This is a genomic window from Micromonospora sp. NPDC048909 (assembly GCF_040649635.1).
Classification (GTDB): Bacteria; Actinomycetota; Actinomycetes; order Mycobacteriales; family Micromonosporaceae; genus Micromonospora.
Genome location: NZ_JBEZFU010000016.1, coordinates 17,665 through 32,570, shown reverse-complemented (window position 1 = coordinate 32,570; position 14,906 = coordinate 17,665). Strand labels below are relative to the sequence as shown.

Genomic DNA, 14,906 nt, shown 5'->3' with positions numbered 1-14,906 from the left:
CCCGCCACCCCCTGGCCCCTCCCACCCGCCTCCGCCCGCCGGTGCGAGTTGATCAAGAGGTTCGCGTCAGGATCCGGGCGGATGTTGACGCAAACCTCTTGATCAACAGCGCGGGCGCGGGCCCGCGCATCGGGCGCGGGCGGGGTGGGCGGGTCAGGTGGGGGTGGGGACGAGGAGGGTGTGCAGGGCGGCCGGGTCGTCGACCTCGGGGAGGTCGAGGGCGGCGAGCCAGGCCGCCGCGGCCGCGCCGTCGCCGGCGGAGCACAGCGGCGCGTCCGGCCAGCGGTGGCTGGCCTCCGCCCGCACGGCGGCGGCGAGCGGGGTGTCGCCGGTGAGCAGCCCGCCGCCGAGCACGATCGGGGTGGTGGCCCCGGCCGGCCGGATCCGGCTCACGCTCTCCGCGAGGTGACCGGCGGCCTCGGTGATCAGCCCGGCGGCCACCGGTTCGCCGGTCACCGCGGCGGCGACCACCTGCGGGGCGAGCCGGGCCAGGTCCACCGGCGGGCGTCGGGTCACCGCCTGGATCAGCGCGTCGACGGTGTCCCGAGGGCGGGCGGCCACCTCGGCGGTGCCCATCAGCTCGGTGAGCACCTGCCGGCCGAGGATTCCCGGTGCGCGGCCGCTGTCCAGGTCGGCGAGGAGCCGGCGGACCGCCTCACGGCCCAGCCAGAACCCCGAGCCCGCGTCGCCGAGCAGCCAGCCGTGGCCGTCGGCGACCCGGTCGAGCCGCAGGTCGCGTACGCCGGCGGCGATCGCGCCGGTGCCGGCGATGAGCACGGTGCCCGCCGGCGCGGCCGTGCCGGAGGCGTACGCGACGAGCGCGTCGCCGTGCACCGCGTACGGGCAGCGCAGGCCGGCGTCGTGCCAGGCCCGGTCGAAGGCGGCCCGCCCGGCCGGGTCGGCGAGCAGCCGGCCCGCCCCGGCCAGCCCGATCGTGCCGGCCCGGACCCGACCGGGGTCGACGGTGGCGAGCGCGCCGTGCAGCGCCGCCAGCAACTCCTCGGCGGCCCGTTCGGCGCCGTGGCTGGTGGGGTTGCCGCCGCCGGCCCGGCCGGTGCCGAGCCGCTCCCCGTCCAGGGTGAGGGCGGCCGCCCGGGTGGACGTACCTCCGACGTCGAGTCCCACCACGACGGTGCCGGACATCCGCATGGACCTCCCTGAATCGCGCCTGCGACGGTGCGTTCATGCTGGTCGGCCCGGGGCCGCCGGGCAAGGCCGGTACGGCGCGGCGGACCTGTGCGCCAGGTAACAGTTTGAAAACTTCGCCCACAGTCTTGACACAGAGGGCCCGTCAGTAAGAACTTTTACCACTAACAGTTAACAAGCTTTTCGGAAAGGCGACCCATGGTTGATCACGAGGTGGACACCTCCGCGGGGACCGCGGTGGTCGACGCCGACGCGTTCGACCGACGGGGCGTGCTCGGGGCTCCCTCCGACGGCGTGCTGGCCCGGGTGCGTAGCGGCCTGGACGAGCTGACCGGGGCGCTGCGCCGGGTCGCCGAGCACGTGCTGAGCGACCCCGAGGCCGCCGCCCGCTCCACCATCGTGGAACTGGCCGAGCGGAGCGGCACCTCGCCGGCGACCATCACCCGATTCTGCCGTGCGATGGGCTTCGAGGGCTACGCCGACCTGCGGCTCGGCATCGCCGCGGAGACCGGTCGGGCCCGCTCCGCCGGCTGGACCGTGGACATCGGCCGGGAGATCCAGCCCGGCGACCCGCTCGCCCGGGTGCTGAACCAGATCATGGCCGCGGACACCCGGGCCATGCACGACACCGCCGCGTTGCTCGACCTGGCCGAGGTGGAGCGGGCCGCGGTCGCCATCGCCGGGGCGGACCGGGTGAACATCTTCGGCGCCAGCGGCAGCGCCCTGGTCGGCGAGGAGATGCAGTTCAGCCTGCACCGCATCGGTGTCGCCGCGTGGGCCTGGAACGACGTGCACGAGGGGCTGGCCAGCGCCGCGCTGCTGCGCCCCGGCGACGTGGCCCTCGGCATCTCGCACACCGGGCAGACCCGGGAGACGATCGAGATGCTGGCCGAGGCGGGCAGCCGAGGCGCCACCACCCTGGCGTTGACCGGCTTCCCCCGCTCGCCGCTGGCCGAGCTGGCCGACATCGTGCTGCTCACCGCCAGCCAGGCGACCACCTTCCGCCCGGACGCGCTCAGCGCCCGCCATCCGCAGCTGGTCGTGCTCGACCTGCTCTACATCGCCGTCGCGCAACGTACCCACGACCGCGCCCACGCGGCCTTCCGGCGTACCGCCCAGGCCGTCGACGGACACAAGGCCGCCAAGGGAGCCGTCGCATGATCAGCGCTCAGCGGTACGCGGACGCGGTCCGCCCGGTGCTCGACCGGCTGCTCGACACCCAGGCGGACGGGATCACCCGCGCCGCCGACCTGATCGCCAGCAGCCTGCGCGCCGGCGGCGTGCTCCAGGCATTCGGCGCCGGGCACTCCGAGGCGTTCGCCGCCGAGCTGGTCGCCCGGGCCGGCGGATTGGTCGCGACCAACCGGCTCTCGGTCCGCGACCTGGTGCTGCACGGCGACGCCCCGCGCGACGTGCTCGCCGACCCGAAGCTGGAGCGCGACCCCACCATCGCCCACCAGATCTACGAGCTCGCGGCCCCCCAGCCGCGGGACGTGTTCGTGGTGGCGTCCCAGTCCGGCATCAACGGCTCGGTGGTCGAGCTCGCGGCGCTGGTCACCGGGCGCGGTCACCCGTTGATCGCGGTCACCTCGGTCGAGCACTCCGCGCGGGTCGCCCCTCGGCACCCGTCCGGGCGGCGGCTCGCCGACCTCGCCGACGTCGTGCTGGACAACGGCGCGCCGTACGGCGACGCACTGCTGCCGCTCGAGGGCGGCGGCGCGGTCTGTGCGGTCTCCTCGGTCACCACCGCGCTGCTGGCGCAGCTGCTGACCGCGGAGGTCGTACGACGGTTCCACCAGGCCGGAGAGGTGCCCCCTATCTACCTCTCCGCCAACGTCCCCGGTGGGGACGAGCACAACCTCGCCCTCGAGTCGCGGTACGCCGGGCGCCTCCGGCGGACCGCCTGACCCGACACCACAAGGAGAGTCAGAGATGTCGGTTACCCCCGAGAACTTCGGTGACCTGAGCCGGCGGACCCTGCTGCGGCGTGCCGCGGCGGCCGGTCTGCTGGCCACCCCGGCGGTCGGCCTGCTCAGCGCCTGCGCCGGCAGCGAGCCGAGCAAGTCCGACAACACCGGCGGCGCGAAGAGCCAGGACAACCCGTTCGGCGTCAAGGACGGCAGCGCCGTCAAGGTGGTCGTCTTCAACGGCGGGCTGGGTGACCAGTGGGCCAAGGAAGACAAGGTCATCTTCAACGCCAAGCACCCGAACATCACGGTCAACATGAGCTCCACCCAGAAGATCAAGACCGAAGAACAGCCGAAGATGGCCACCCAGCCGAGCGACCTGGTGATGAACTCGGGTGCGGACATCATGGACCGCAGCACCCTGATCAACGAGGGCGCGATCGAGCCGCTCGACGACCTGCTCACCGCACCGGCCTGGGACAGCGAGGGGACCGTCGCCGACTCCCTGCTGCCCGGGACCGTCACCGACGGCACTCAGAACGGCAAGTTCTACGTGGTGAACGTCGCCTACACCGTCTGGGGCAACTGGTACAACGCGGCGCTGTTCAAGAAGGAGGGTTGGCAGGCGCCGACGAACTGGGACGAGTTCTTCGCCCTGGCGCCGAAGATCAAGGCCAAGGGCATGGCCCCGTACGTGCACGACGCGGCCCACGGCTACTACCCCCGCTGGGCGCTCTTCGCGAGCATCTGGAAGGCGGTCGGCAAGCAGCCCGTCATCGACATCGACAACCTGAAGGACAACGCCTGGAAGGCCGACGGCATCGTCGCCGCGCTCGAGCCGTGGGAGAAGCTGGTCAAGGACAAGCTGCTGCTGCCGGGCAAGCTCGACCACACCCAGTCGCAGCAGGCCTGGCTCGACGGCAAGGCCGCCTTCATCCAGGTCGGCACCTGGCTGAAGAACGAGATGACCGCGACCATCCCGCCGGGCTTCGAGATGACCCTGTCGGACTACTGGAGCAAGCCCGGCGACAAGGCGGCCAAGGACGTCTTCGCCTCCTCCGGCGAGGGCTTCGTGGTGCCGAGCAAGGCGCCGAACAAGGAGGCCGCGAAGGAGTTCCTGCGGGCGATCCTGTCCAAGGCCGGCTCGGCCAAGTTCGCCGAGCTGACCAAGTCGCTCGCCTCCACCAAGGGCTCCGGCGACAACGTGCAGGACACCGCCCTGGCGTCGGCCAACACGCTGATGAAGAGCGGCAGCACGGACCTGATCTCCTTCAAGTTCCCGGACTACTACGCCGACCTGGACAAGGAGAGCCAGAACCTCGCCGAGGAGCTGATGGCCGGCCGGCTCACCGCGCAGCAGTTCGTCGACAAGATGCAGGCGGCCGCGAACAAGGTCGCGAAGGACTCCTCGATCAAGAAGCAGACCCGCGCGGCCTGACCAACCCCGATCAGTTAGAGAGAGTGACCATGCGGCACGGTGTTGCGCGTTTCGTCACGGGTTTCCTGGCCTTGCCGGTTGCGCTGTACCTCTTCTACGTGGTGTGGCCCTTCGCGCAGGCGGCGGGATACTCGCTGACCGACTGGGGTGGGTACTCGGACTCCCAGAACTTCGTCGGTCTCGACAACTACGTCCGGCTGCTGTCGGATGAGTTGATCAGGAAGGCCTTCTGGCACAACGTCTTCTTCCTGATCACCGTGCCGCTGTTCACCATCGCGCTGGCCCTGTTCCTCGCGTTCCTGCTCAATGTGGGCGGACGCGAGGACAGGGCCGGCATCCGGGGTGTGTTCGGCTCCGGGATCTACAAGGTCATCTTCTTCTTCCCGCAGGTGCTGTCGCTGGTGGTCATCGCCGTGATGTGGCAGCAGATCTACCGCAGCGACGGTCAGGGCCTGATCAACGGCTTGCTGATCAAGGCCGGGCTCGTCGACGCGGACAACCCGATCGCCTTCACCGCCGACCCGGAGCCCTTCCTCGGCGTGCCGGCGGTGCTGTGGTGGCTGCTGCTGATCGCGGTCTGGAGCGGCGCCGGCTTCTACATGGTGCTCTTCTCCGCGGCGATGCAGTCCATCCCGAAGGACATCTACGAGGCGGCGCTGCTCGACGGGGCCAGCCGCTTCCACACCTTCTTCCGGATCACGCTGCCGCTGCTGCGGGACACCGTCTCGGTGGCCTGGGTCTACCTCGGCTTCATCGCACTGGACATGTACGCCCTGGTCTTCGTGATGACGCCCAGCCAGGGCGGGCCCAACCACGCCAGTGAGATCTTCGCGTCGGTGCTCAACTTCACCGCGTTCCAGAAGGGCCAGTTCGGCTACGCCTGCGCGATGGGCGTCGCCCTGGCGATCTTCACGATCCTGCTCGCCGCGGCGCAGTTGAGGATCACCCGTCGCGACCGTATCGAGTACTGAGGAGGCTGGACGATGAGCACTGCGACCCACGGTGGTCTGACCCGGCCCGATCAGGGCCCGGAGACCCAATCCACCCCCGCACCGCGCGGCGGCGTCCGCACCGCGATCGGTGGCAAGATCTTCAACGGCTTCTCCCACGTGTTCCTGGTGGTCTGGGCCGTGATGGTGATCTACCCGCTGCTGTGGGTGGTGATGTCGGCGCTGAAGAGCGACTCGGAGGTCATCCGGGAGCCGCTCTCCCTTATCCCCGCGAAGCTGAACTGGGACAACTTCGCCCGGGCCTGGGGCGCGGGGCACCTCGGGTCCTTCTTCCTCAACACCCTGCTGGTGCTGGTCGGCAGCGTCACCCTCACCATGCTGCTCGGTTCGATGGCGGCGTACGCGCTGGCCCGCTACGAGTTCCGTGGCAACCGGCTGATCTACTACATGTTCCTCTCCGGTCTCACCCTGCCGATCTACCTTGCCGCGGTGCCGCTGTTCAAGGGCGTCTACAACACGGGCGTGGCCCTGCCGCTGCTCGGCCCGAACAAGCACGTCATGCTGATCATGGTCTACGTGGCCTGGTCGCTGTCGTTCACGGTGTTCTTCATGCACTCGTTCTTCCGGACGCTGCCCACGACCATCGCCGAGGCGGCGATGGTCGACGGAGCGTCGCACAGCCGGCTCTTCTTCAGCGTGATGCTGCCGATGGCCAAGCCCGGTCTGATCAGCATCGGCATCTTCAACGTGCTGGGCCAGTGGAACCAGTGGTACCTGCCGACCCTGCTCATGCAGTCGGTGGCAGGGGAGCCGAAGAACCAGGTCATCGCCCAGGGTCTGATCGAGCTCTCGGTCAACCAGGGCTACAAGTCCGACTGGTCCGGCCTCTTCGCCGGCGTCACCATGGCCATGCTGCCGGTGCTCATCGTCTACATCGTCTTCCAACGCCAGGTCCAGTCCGGCCTGACCGCCGGCGTGGGCAAGTAGACCCAGGCCCCGACCGCGCGCCGCCCTCAGGTCGACGGAGGGCGGCGCGCGGCTTTTCCGGCGAGGCGGGCTGCGTTGACGCCACGCGGAGGTCACCGGCAGCAACGCGTACGCCATGATCGCGGCGGGAAACACGATCATCGTGGTGCACATGCTGGCGTTGCAGGAGCCGCTCGACGAGCAACTGCTGCGGCGGGTCCTCGCCAACGCGCTGGACGCGCTGCTCCATCCGCTCTGAGCCGCACGGCGGCGGCCGTCCGAGGTGTGACCCAGGCCGCAGCGGCGCCGGCGAACTCTCCGGGCACCCCGGCATCCTGGTTGCGTGAACACCATGAGCGAGGAGCTGACTCCCGCGCTGGCCGAGGCGGCCGAGGCCGATTTCATGTACGCGTACGAGACGGGCGCGCCGCCGATGGCCCGGGAGCGGCTCGGCATGGCCGCCGACCGGATCGGCGGCGGGGTCGTCCTCTCGATGCGCAACGACCCGGTCTCCTACTGGAGCAAGGCGCTCGGGTTCGGCTTCACCGAGCCGGTCACCCGCGAGCTGGTGGACCGGATCGTCGCGTTCTACCGGGCCGAGGGCACCCCGGAGGCGGTGATCCAGATCGCGCCGTCGGCGCTGCCCCCGGAGTGGGACGAGATCCGCGCCGCGTACGGCATCGAACCGACGACGTCCTGGGTGAAGCTGGCGGCCCCGATCGAGCAGGTCCGGCCGGGCGTGGGCGGCCGGCTGCGGGTCGGCCCGGTGGGGGAGCACGACGCCGCCGAGTGGGCGCAGGTTGTCCTGGGCGGCTTCGGCATGCCGACCGACGGGCTCGCCGAGATGCTGGCGGCGAGCGTCGCGCATCCCCAGTTTTACCCGTACGGCGTGTGGGACGGCCCCGACCTGGTCGCCGGCGCGAACCTCTTCGTGCGTGGCCCGGTCGGTGCGCTCAACGCCGGTGCGACCCTGCCCAGCCATCGCAAGCTCGGGGCACAGTCGGCGCTGATCGCGGCCCGTGCCGAGGCGGCGCGGGCCGCCGGCTGCCGGTGGCTGGTCGCGGAGACGGTCCGCCCGGCGCAGGGCGCGACGAACCAGTCCCTGGTCAACCTGGAGCGCGCTGGTCTGCGCGTGCAGTACGTCCGGCAGAACTGGCGGTGGCGGGCCGACACCGACCCCACGCCGGCCGGCTGACCCGCCGCCGCTGCGGGCGGCGGGCTGCATGTCGGTGGCCCGAGGCAGAATCACGTCTGTGCTGGTGGCGGTGGTGGCGAGCGAGAGCGGCAGCGGCGGCGTGCTGCAGCCGCTCGACGCCGCCGGCCGCCCCACCGGCCCGCCCGAGCCGGTGGCCGACCTGCCCGCTGCGGTCGCTGTCCGGGAGCGCGCCGAGCGCCCGCGCTGGGTCTGGGCCTCCGGGGCCACCAGCTACCCCGGGCTGCTGCGCGCCGGGGTCCGGGTCGACCGGTGCCACGACGTGGAGCTGACCGAGGCGCTGCTGCTCGGTCACGCCGGCCGCTGGGGCGAACCGCGCTCGCCGGCCGCCGCCTGGGCCCGGCTGACCGGCCGGTCGGTACCGCCCGACCCGCCGCCGCGTCCGGCCGAGCCACCCGGCCTCGGCCAGGGTGCGCTCTTCGACACCCCGTCCGGCCCGCCGGGGCTGGGCATCGAGGCCCTGGCCCAGGTGTACGCCGACCAGCTCACCCGGATCGCCGGCGCCGAGCACCCCGGCCGGTTCCGGCTGCTGGTCGCCGCCGAGTCGGCCGGCGCCCTGATCGCGGTCGAGATGGCCGCCGCCGGCCTGCCCTGGCGCGTCGACGTACACGACGCGATCCTCGCCGACCTGCTCGGCGAGGCGTCCCCGGTCGGCGGCCCGCCGCGCCGGCTGGCCGAGCTGGCCGCCCGGATCGCCGACGCGTTCGGGGTGCGTCAACTGCACGCCGACTCCCCGGCCGAGCTGCTGCGCGCCTTCGCCCGGGCCGGGGTGGAGCTGCCCAATACCCGGGCCTGGGTGCTGCGCGGGGTGGACCACCCGGCGGTGCCGCTGGTGCTGGAATACAAGGAGCTCTACCGGATCTGGACGGCACACGGCTGGTCCTGGCGCGAGCAGTGGGTGCGCGACGGCCGCTTCCGGGCGGAGTACGTCCCGGGCGGGGTCGTCTCCGGCCGCTGGGCCACCCGTGGCGGTGGCGCGTTGCAGATCCCCAAGGTGATCCGGCGGGCCGTGGTGGCCGACCCGGGCTGGCAGTTCGTGGTCGCCGACGCCGGTCAGCTGGAGCCGCGGGTGCTCGCCGCGGTCTCCGGCGACGCCCGGCTCGCCGCGGCCGGCGGCGCCGGCGACCTCTACGCCGCACTGGCCGAGGACTCGTTCGGCGGCGACCGACCCCGGGCCAAGGTGGCCCTGCTCGGCGCGATGTACGGCCAGACCGGTGGGGCCGCGGTACCCGCGCTGGCCGTGCTGAAGCGCAGCTACCCGACCGCTTTCGGCTACGTCGAGGCGGCGGCGCGCACCGGTGAGGCCGGCGGCCTGGTCCGCTCCTGGCTCGGGCGGACCTGCCCGCCGGGCTCGGCAGGGTTCGCCGATCCGGGCGACGGCGCGCCCGATCCGGACGGTGCGGCCGACCCGCACGGGCCGAGGGCGCGTGCCGCCCGCTCGCGCGGCCGGTTCACCCGCAACTTCGTCATCCAGGCCACCGCCGCCGAGTGGGCCTCAACCCTGCTCGCCACGCTCCGGGGGGAGCTCGCCGGCACCGACGCCGAGCTGGTCTTCTTTCAGCACGACGAGGTGGTCGTGCACGCGCCGGCCGAGCAGGCCGACGCGGTAGCGGCAGCGGTCACCCGCTCCGGCGAGCGCGCCGCCGCACTGCTCTTCGGCGACACCCCGGTCCGCTTCCCGCTCGACGTGTCCATCGTCGACTGCTACGCCGACGCGACCTGAACCAGCGCCCGCCGGGTCAGGAGACGGCCGACTCCCGGGTTCGCCGCGGACCGGCTGCCCTTCCAGCCGGCCATGCTCATGTCGATCTACTCGACGACGGCGGCCGGTTTCCTCGCGATCGCGGTCGCCGCCGCGCGATTGTCGTCCTGATCGTCGGATCAGTAAGACCGGTGTATAACGGTTGCACTATTTCTCCTATTCGCACCGCCACCCGTAGCTGTCCCTCCTCGTTGCAGTGTCGGTAGGACGGGACGGGCCGGAAGCGGCCCGTCCCACACTTGAGGGGGCGCAGGCTGAACCGGATCGCAGGAATGATCATCGCCGCGGGCGGGGGGCGCCGGATCGGTGGTCCTGAGGCGCTGTTGCACCAGGGGGAGAAGCCCCTGGTCGACCAGATGATCGACACGATGACCGAGGCGGGCTGCGAGCGGATCGTGGTGGTGCTCGGCGCCGCGGCCGACCAGGTACGCGAGACGGCCGACCTGGCCCGGGCCACCGTGGTGGTCAACCGGGCGTGGGGGACCGGGGTCGGCTCGTCCATCCGCGCCGGTCTGGCCGCGCTGGACGACGCGGGAATCGAGGCGGTGGTGGTGGTTCCGGTCGACATGCCGGGGCTCACCGTCGCCGCGGTACGCCGGGTCGCCGCGCTGCCGTACCCCGACGTGCTCGTCTGCGCCACCTATGACGGGCTGCGCGGCTACCCGATGCTCTTCGGCCGCCGGCACTGGTCCGGCATCGCCACCCTGGCCAGCGCCGACGTCGGCGCTCGGCCCTATCTGCTGGCGCACAAGGACCAGATCGTCGACATCGCCTGCGACTCGGTGGCCGACGGCAGCCGGATCGACTCGCCGGAGCTGATGGCGCTCTACGGGCTGACCGTGCCGCCGCAGCGGGTGGGCGTCTAGCCCGCGGCACGTTGCCCCACGGCTCCTGGCCGCCCGGATATAGTCGCCCCGGCCGACACGTCGGCAACGGGGGATGGTGGGCATGGTCGGGACGATCGCTCGACACGTCGCGGGCGCGGTGGTCGCCTGGTTGACGTTCACTCTCGAGGGTCTGGTGGGCTACCTCGCGCTGCTCGCGTACGCGTTGGCCACGAACTCGGACCCGGGCGGGCCGCTGGCCGGTCCGGTGTTCGTCCTGATCGCCGCGGTGCTGGGCGCCGTGGCGGTGCCGTTGCTGGTCGTACCCGCCGTCGTGGTCGGCGAGGTCGCCGCGCGCACCGGCGGACGCGTCCGCCGGATCGTCACCGCCTGCGCCGCCGCGATGGTCCTGGCCGCGCTGTGCGCGGTGGTGATCGCCCTCGCCACGGACGTGTCGGCGGGTGGCACCGTGCTGGCGGGCGCGGTCGGCGCGTTGGCGGTGGCGGGACCGGTGGCGGCCCACAGCGTGACGGCCGAGGGCGGCCGGCTGCTGGCGCGGGTGCTGGTCCGACGACGCAACGCCGTCCCCGCAGCCCCAGGGCCGGCGCCGGGTCTGCCGTCATAGCTCCGCGATGGCTCAGTGACGTGACCGGAGCTCGGCGACGGCCACGCCCGGTGGCTCGGTGAGACGTGCACCTGGCTCTGGCATGGCGGCGCAGGCCAAATCTCGTTGTCACCCGCACGGCGGTCTGCAACGCTCGCGGCTGTGATCGACAAGCCCGGCATTGACGAGCGGTTGCTGGCGGCAGAGGTGGCCGACGCGTGGGGCTCGGCCGTCACCGGACTCGTGTTCCTCCCGGTCGGGCTGGACGGGCAGGCCTGGGCCTACCGCGTCGAGACGTCCGACGGCGAGCGCTACTTCCTGAAGCTGCGCCGCGGGAAGTTCACCCCCGGAGCCGTGCAGCTGCCCGGATTTCTCCGGGCCCGAGGCGTCACGCAGGTCGTGGCACCGATCGACCCGCCGGCCGGCGGGGCCGCTCACGGGTTCGGCGACTACCAGCTGCTGCTCTACCCGTTCCATGACGGCGGCAGCCTCTGGCACCGCGGCCTCACCGACCGCCAGTGGATCGAGTACGGCGATTTCCTGAGCCGGCTGCACACGGTCACGCCGAGCGCGGACCTCCCTGCGGCCCTGCCGGTCGAGACCTACCGGTCGACCGCCGGCGAGCGGCTACGGACGCTCGGCCCCCGGGCCGCGGCGAGCGACATCCTCGGCGCTTTCTGGCAGCGGTACGGGGCGGCGCTGTATCAGTTGTCCGAAGCCGTCGACGACCTCGCGTCCCGCGTGACGGGAGCGCCGCACGTCATCTGCCACGCCGACATCCACCCCGGCAACCTGCTCGCCGACGGCGACGGCCCGCTGCACGTCGTGGACTGGGACGGGCCGATCCTCGCGCCGCGTGAGCGGGACCTGATGTTCGTCTACAGCGGCGACTTCGGCGACCACCCGATCAACGCGCACCGCGCCGAACTCTTCCGCCAGGGCTACGGGCCGACGGAGCCCGACCAGGCCCTGCTCAGCTACTACCGCAGCGAGCGCCGCCTGGACGACGTCGCCGCGTTCCTGGCCAGCATCCTCAAGCCCGAGGCCAGTCCCGAATCCCGCGCCAACGACCTGCACTGGCTGACCCGCATCGCCGAGGCGGTCACGGCTCGACCGGTCCTGGATCCGGGGGAGGCGGGATAGCGCGAAGGCTCGGTAGCCGACAGCTGCCTACGCAGCTGGGGCTGTGAGCGGTCGTACCCCCAGCCTGAAGCGGACGGCGTGGCTGTCGCTGCCGGCCTCAGCGCCCAGCCGCTCGAAGAACGAAGCCTGGTTCCACGTCAGACGCTGCGACGTCGAGAAGTACGAGAGACGTGGTACCGGGACGCGTGTGCAGCTCAACGAAGGCGCGGGTAGTGGCCGACACGTAGTTGTCACACAGAATCTCCACCAACTCGCCTTGACGCAGCGCGGTCGGACTACTTGGCCCGGACACGATCACCGGGCGGTCGGTGATGTGGAAAACCTCGGAGATCACCATCTCGAAGCGCGGATCCGGCACCAGCCCACTCTAGAAAACGGCTGGGGCACGAGACAGCCTGAAACGTCGGTGGTCACCACCAATGACGTGAGTCAGGACCGGTCGTGACCGTAGGCTTCGGAACGTGGAGCCAGCGCGGGTGCAGGCATGAGCCGTACTTCGATGGCCCCACGTCGGCAGTCGGGGACTGGCGAACCTTCGCGAGGCCAAGAAGGGGCGGGTCAACGACTACGTCGCCACTACTTCCACGCTGATGGAGAAGGCTACGTGTGTCCGCTCGGAGCCGTTGACCGACGCCGAGATGGCGTTTCAACGGCCGGATCTTCCGTTCGCTGTCGCGCAGTCCGAAGTGCTGTCATGGCCTGCGGAAGCGCCGGGATCAATCGAAGCGTCGGCGCGTCGCTGGCGTTCTGCGGGCTGTCCGAGGGCCGAAACGCTCGCGGCGTCGGAGCTGTACCTGTATCCGTTCGGTCCAAGAGGCGGTGAACGGGCCGGCGTTCGGGTGAAGGCCGACAACCGCGACTCGTTCGGGTGAGACGAGCTGGCATGGAAAGCATCCGTCATCCAGGCGCCATTCATTCGCGCTGGCGCAACCGCCCGCCTGCATAACCACGCCGGATAAGTTGGCCAGGTGAAGCCTGATATCCGGCCCCTGCCGTACCAGGACCTGGCGGCGCTCCTCGGACTGAGCTTGGTTCTTCATGGGCCGCTGGTGGCAGGCCAGCTTCCATCCGACGTGACACAGCGGCTGATCCGGCGGTTGACCGAGCACGGGCCGTTGCCAGCAGGGGCATCAGAGGGCGATCTCAGTCTCTTCCTTCATGACCTGGCGCAGCGTCTTCACTGGGCCATGGGGTACGGCGCCGAATACCCGGAGGCGACGGCACGCCAGACCACGTACTACATCGACCTGCCGGGCCTCTCGGCCGTGGAGGCATGCCGAGCAGAGTTGACGGAGTTGAGCCCGCAGCGACTGGCCACGTACAGGCCAGGCGAGGCGGGACGTCTGATGACGAGCAATGAGCACCTTGCGGCTGGGCTCGATTGGCAGCTCGTTGTCGCCTTCCCCGAGCTCATTCCGAGCCCAGCGTTCGAGGCACGGGTTAGAGCCCTGTCCGCCCTGGCCCAACGGCACGGCGGCCGCCTCGCCGGCTCCTCAATTGGCTAGCCGGACTGGAGTCGGACGCCGGGCCGTCGATGGGCTGCCAAACGTTGACCGAGGTGATCAGAGGCTGCCTTCACCAGGCGAGACGTTGCCGCGCGACGGCGTCACCACAGCTCATCAAGAGCGGCAACCTGCTTACGAAGGGCTCGTGCGTCCTTGGGCGGCAGAACAGCTACGGCGGCGTCCAGGACCCAGCGGAGCTCTGGCGGGTTCGGACAGCACCTCATCACCCCGCAGCCGGCCGTCGGGTCCCACAAACGGTGCCAGGGATGGCGGACGAACCATGACCAGGTTCTCAACGCCTCAGACACGGCCTGGTCCCATAGGCGGGTGCGTTCGAGATAGGCGATGGCCTGCATGCCCTGGAGCGAGAGCCCAGGTATGACCGAGGTCGTGCCGTCAAGTGGTCGCCGGTAGAGCGATTCGGCGCGCAGTTGCGCGGGTCGCTTACGCGGCATAGTCCTTTCGCGGGTTCGACATGCTGACCATCGTCGCATGCCCAGGGCAGCATCAATTGCTTGACGGGCTTGTGAGCGGAGACCAGGGCCGCGATGGCAAGGCATGCCGTTGTCGGAACCGTCCCACCACCTTCGTGACAGCGGCTCTATGGGTTTGCTTTCGGGTTCCGGGCCCGGCCGGCGGCTCGGCGAGTTCGTCGCGCATCGCGTGGCGGAGGCGGCGGTATTCGCCCTCCGTGCCGATCGCTGCCCGACGATCGGAGTGCGTCACGTATTGCTGGATAGCGTCCGCGATGAACCAGGCGTGGACATTGTCGATCGCAGCAGTCGCTGGCTCAGCACCAGGCCGCGGCGACGGACCAGTTCGAGGCGGCCATAAGTGAGAGCCAGAGTGCCGGCGCGTACCGCGGGCCGAAGCGGATGACCAGGGGCTATCGCTTCCGACAGCACGCTCACCGACCCGGTCAGCTCCCGCCACCGTAGGCCCTCAGGGCGTAAGTGGACACCCAATCCATGCCAGGCCCCGGCCAGGAGCAGGCAAGACCCAGCTATCCAGGCGACCGCGAGAACCGTCTTCTCAAGCGGCAGGTCGTGCGACTTCACCGAGACGACCAGCGAGGCGACGTGCCCTGAGGCCGCAAACGTGAACAGAAGAGCGGTAGCGATTACCGGGGAGCTAGGCGGCGTGCTGAAGGACGACTCTTCCGGCCGCACCATGAAGACCGCCGGTCGCTGCGCCAGAGAAGAGACGATCAGCAGCACCAGCGACATCACCAGAACTGCCAGAAGCCCGAAGAACCATAGATCACCGAGGGCTTCATCGCCCACCGACCCGAACCATTGCCCTACCGGGTAGCCGGCAGATAGGGCCAGGGCAACCGCGAGGACTACCCGGCGGTGCCGGGCCATGGCGGCGAGGGACGCAGACACGCCGGCCAGAGTACGAGTCCCTCACTAGCGCCAAAGACCGCGACCGCGCCGAACGTGTGGTGG

Annotated in this window: 16 protein-coding genes; 13 read left to right on the top strand and 3 right to left on the bottom strand. The window is 70.9% G+C overall.

Features of this window, described 5'->3' with window-relative positions; all coding sequences use genetic code 11:
- Positions 1–153: 153 nt before the first annotated feature.
- Complete coding sequence (locus AB0C04_RS29475) at positions 154–1,143, bottom strand: BadF/BadG/BcrA/BcrD ATPase family protein (protein ID WP_357060920.1); 990 nt, start codon at positions 1,141–1,143, stop codon at positions 154–156.
- A gap of 201 nt (positions 1,144–1,344) precedes the next feature.
- Here AB0C04_RS29475 and AB0C04_RS29470 point away from each other — a divergent pair, with 201 nt between their 5' ends.
- The 11 genes from AB0C04_RS29470 (at position 1,345) to AB0C04_RS29420 (ending at position 11,953) form a co-directional block, all read left to right on the top strand.
- Entirely contained in the window at positions 1,345–2,307 is a 963-nt protein-coding gene (locus AB0C04_RS29470; protein WP_357060917.1) for a MurR/RpiR family transcriptional regulator, read from the top strand.
- On the top strand, positions 2,304–3,053 hold the full coding sequence (locus AB0C04_RS29465; protein WP_357060915.1) for an SIS domain-containing protein: 750 nt from the start codon (positions 2,304–2,306) through the stop codon (positions 3,051–3,053). The genes AB0C04_RS29470 and AB0C04_RS29465 overlap by 4 nt, the downstream gene beginning before the upstream one ends.
- A gap of 25 nt (positions 3,054–3,078) precedes the next feature.
- Positions 3,079–4,491, top strand: a complete 1,413-nt coding sequence (gene ngcE / locus AB0C04_RS29460) for an N-acetylglucosamine/diacetylchitobiose ABC transporter substrate-binding protein (RefSeq protein WP_357060912.1) — start codon at positions 3,079–3,081, stop codon at positions 4,489–4,491.
- 29 nt (positions 4,492–4,520) lie between these two features.
- A complete protein-coding gene (locus AB0C04_RS29455) occupies positions 4,521–5,462 on the top strand; it encodes a sugar ABC transporter permease (RefSeq protein WP_357060909.1) in 942 nt (313 codons plus the stop codon).
- 12 nt (positions 5,463–5,474) lie between these two features.
- Complete coding sequence (locus AB0C04_RS29450) at positions 5,475–6,428, top strand: carbohydrate ABC transporter permease (protein ID WP_357060906.1); 954 nt, start codon at positions 5,475–5,477, stop codon at positions 6,426–6,428.
- A 115-nt stretch (positions 6,429–6,543) separates the two neighbouring features.
- Positions 6,544–6,666, top strand: a complete 123-nt coding sequence (locus tag AB0C04_RS29445) for a hypothetical protein (protein ID WP_357060903.1) — start codon at positions 6,544–6,546, stop codon at positions 6,664–6,666.
- Between the two features lie 84 nt (positions 6,667–6,750).
- Positions 6,751–7,602: a GNAT family N-acetyltransferase gene (locus AB0C04_RS29440; RefSeq protein ID WP_357060900.1), complete on the top strand. Its 852-nt coding sequence runs from the start codon at positions 6,751–6,753 to the stop codon at positions 7,600–7,602.
- A 28-nt stretch (positions 7,603–7,630) separates the two neighbouring features.
- The gene (locus tag AB0C04_RS29435; protein ID WP_357060896.1) at positions 7,631–9,343 is read left to right on the top strand and encodes a bifunctional 3'-5' exonuclease/DNA polymerase; all 1,713 of its coding nucleotides are present in this window, start codon (positions 7,631–7,633) and stop codon (positions 9,341–9,343) included.
- A 311-nt stretch (positions 9,344–9,654) separates the two neighbouring features.
- Positions 9,655–10,248, top strand: a complete 594-nt coding sequence (locus AB0C04_RS29430) for an NTP transferase domain-containing protein (protein WP_350872884.1) — start codon at positions 9,655–9,657, stop codon at positions 10,246–10,248.
- An 82-nt stretch (positions 10,249–10,330) separates the two neighbouring features.
- Positions 10,331–10,831: a hypothetical protein gene (locus tag AB0C04_RS29425; protein ID WP_357060892.1), complete on the top strand. Its 501-nt coding sequence runs from the start codon at positions 10,331–10,333 to the stop codon at positions 10,829–10,831.
- A 141-nt stretch (positions 10,832–10,972) separates the two neighbouring features.
- Positions 10,973–11,953, top strand: coding sequence for an aminoglycoside phosphotransferase family protein (locus AB0C04_RS29420; protein WP_357060889.1), 981 nt, complete (start codon positions 10,973–10,975; stop codon positions 11,951–11,953).
- 97 nt (positions 11,954–12,050) lie between these two features.
- Here the strand turns inward: AB0C04_RS29420 and AB0C04_RS29415 are convergent, their stop codons facing one another.
- Positions 12,051–12,311: a hypothetical protein gene (locus AB0C04_RS29415; protein WP_357060886.1), complete on the bottom strand. Its 261-nt coding sequence runs from the start codon at positions 12,309–12,311 to the stop codon at positions 12,051–12,053.
- A 265-nt stretch (positions 12,312–12,576) separates the two neighbouring features.
- On the opposite strand from AB0C04_RS29415, the gene AB0C04_RS29410 reads away from it, so the two are divergent.
- Together AB0C04_RS29410 and AB0C04_RS29405 are read left to right on the top strand one after the other, a co-directional pair.
- Complete coding sequence (locus AB0C04_RS29410) at positions 12,577–12,825, top strand: hypothetical protein (protein WP_357060883.1); 249 nt, start codon at positions 12,577–12,579, stop codon at positions 12,823–12,825.
- 96 nt (positions 12,826–12,921) lie between these two features.
- Positions 12,922–13,458, top strand: coding sequence for a hypothetical protein (locus AB0C04_RS29405; RefSeq protein ID WP_357060880.1), 537 nt, complete (start codon positions 12,922–12,924; stop codon positions 13,456–13,458).
- Between the two features lie 722 nt (positions 13,459–14,180).
- Here AB0C04_RS29405 and AB0C04_RS29400 read toward each other — a convergent pair.
- Positions 14,181–14,843 carry a hypothetical protein gene (locus AB0C04_RS29400; RefSeq protein WP_357060877.1) on the bottom strand — a complete coding sequence of 221 codons (663 nt, stop codon included), beginning with the start codon at positions 14,841–14,843 and terminating at the stop codon, positions 14,181–14,183.
- Positions 14,844–14,906 lie beyond the last annotated feature (63 nt).

Bases quoted from the DNA above. Each gene is read 5' to 3' on its own strand.
- AB0C04_RS29475 (WP_357060920.1), bottom strand. From the start codon at position 1,143: ATGTCCGGCACCGTCGTGGTGGGACTCGACGTCGGAGGTACGTCCACC.
- AB0C04_RS29470 (WP_357060917.1), top strand. From the start codon at position 1,345: ATGGTTGATCACGAGGTGGACACCTCCGCGGGGACCGCGGTGGTCGAC.
- AB0C04_RS29465 (WP_357060915.1), top strand. From the start codon at position 2,304: ATGATCAGCGCTCAGCGGTACGCGGACGCGGTCCGCCCGGTGCTCGAC.
- ngcE (WP_357060912.1), top strand. From the start codon at position 3,079: ATGTCGGTTACCCCCGAGAACTTCGGTGACCTGAGCCGGCGGACCCTG.
- AB0C04_RS29455 (WP_357060909.1), top strand. From the start codon at position 4,521: ATGCGGCACGGTGTTGCGCGTTTCGTCACGGGTTTCCTGGCCTTGCCG.
- AB0C04_RS29450 (WP_357060906.1), top strand. From the start codon at position 5,475: ATGAGCACTGCGACCCACGGTGGTCTGACCCGGCCCGATCAGGGCCCG.
- AB0C04_RS29445 (WP_357060903.1), top strand. From the start codon at position 6,544: ATGATCGCGGCGGGAAACACGATCATCGTGGTGCACATGCTGGCGTTG.
- AB0C04_RS29435 (WP_357060896.1), top strand. From the start codon at position 7,631: ATGTCGGTGGCCCGAGGCAGAATCACGTCTGTGCTGGTGGCGGTGGTG.
- AB0C04_RS29430 (WP_350872884.1), top strand. From the start codon at position 9,655: ATGATCATCGCCGCGGGCGGGGGGCGCCGGATCGGTGGTCCTGAGGCG.
- AB0C04_RS29425 (WP_357060892.1), top strand. From the start codon at position 10,331: ATGGTCGGGACGATCGCTCGACACGTCGCGGGCGCGGTGGTCGCCTGG.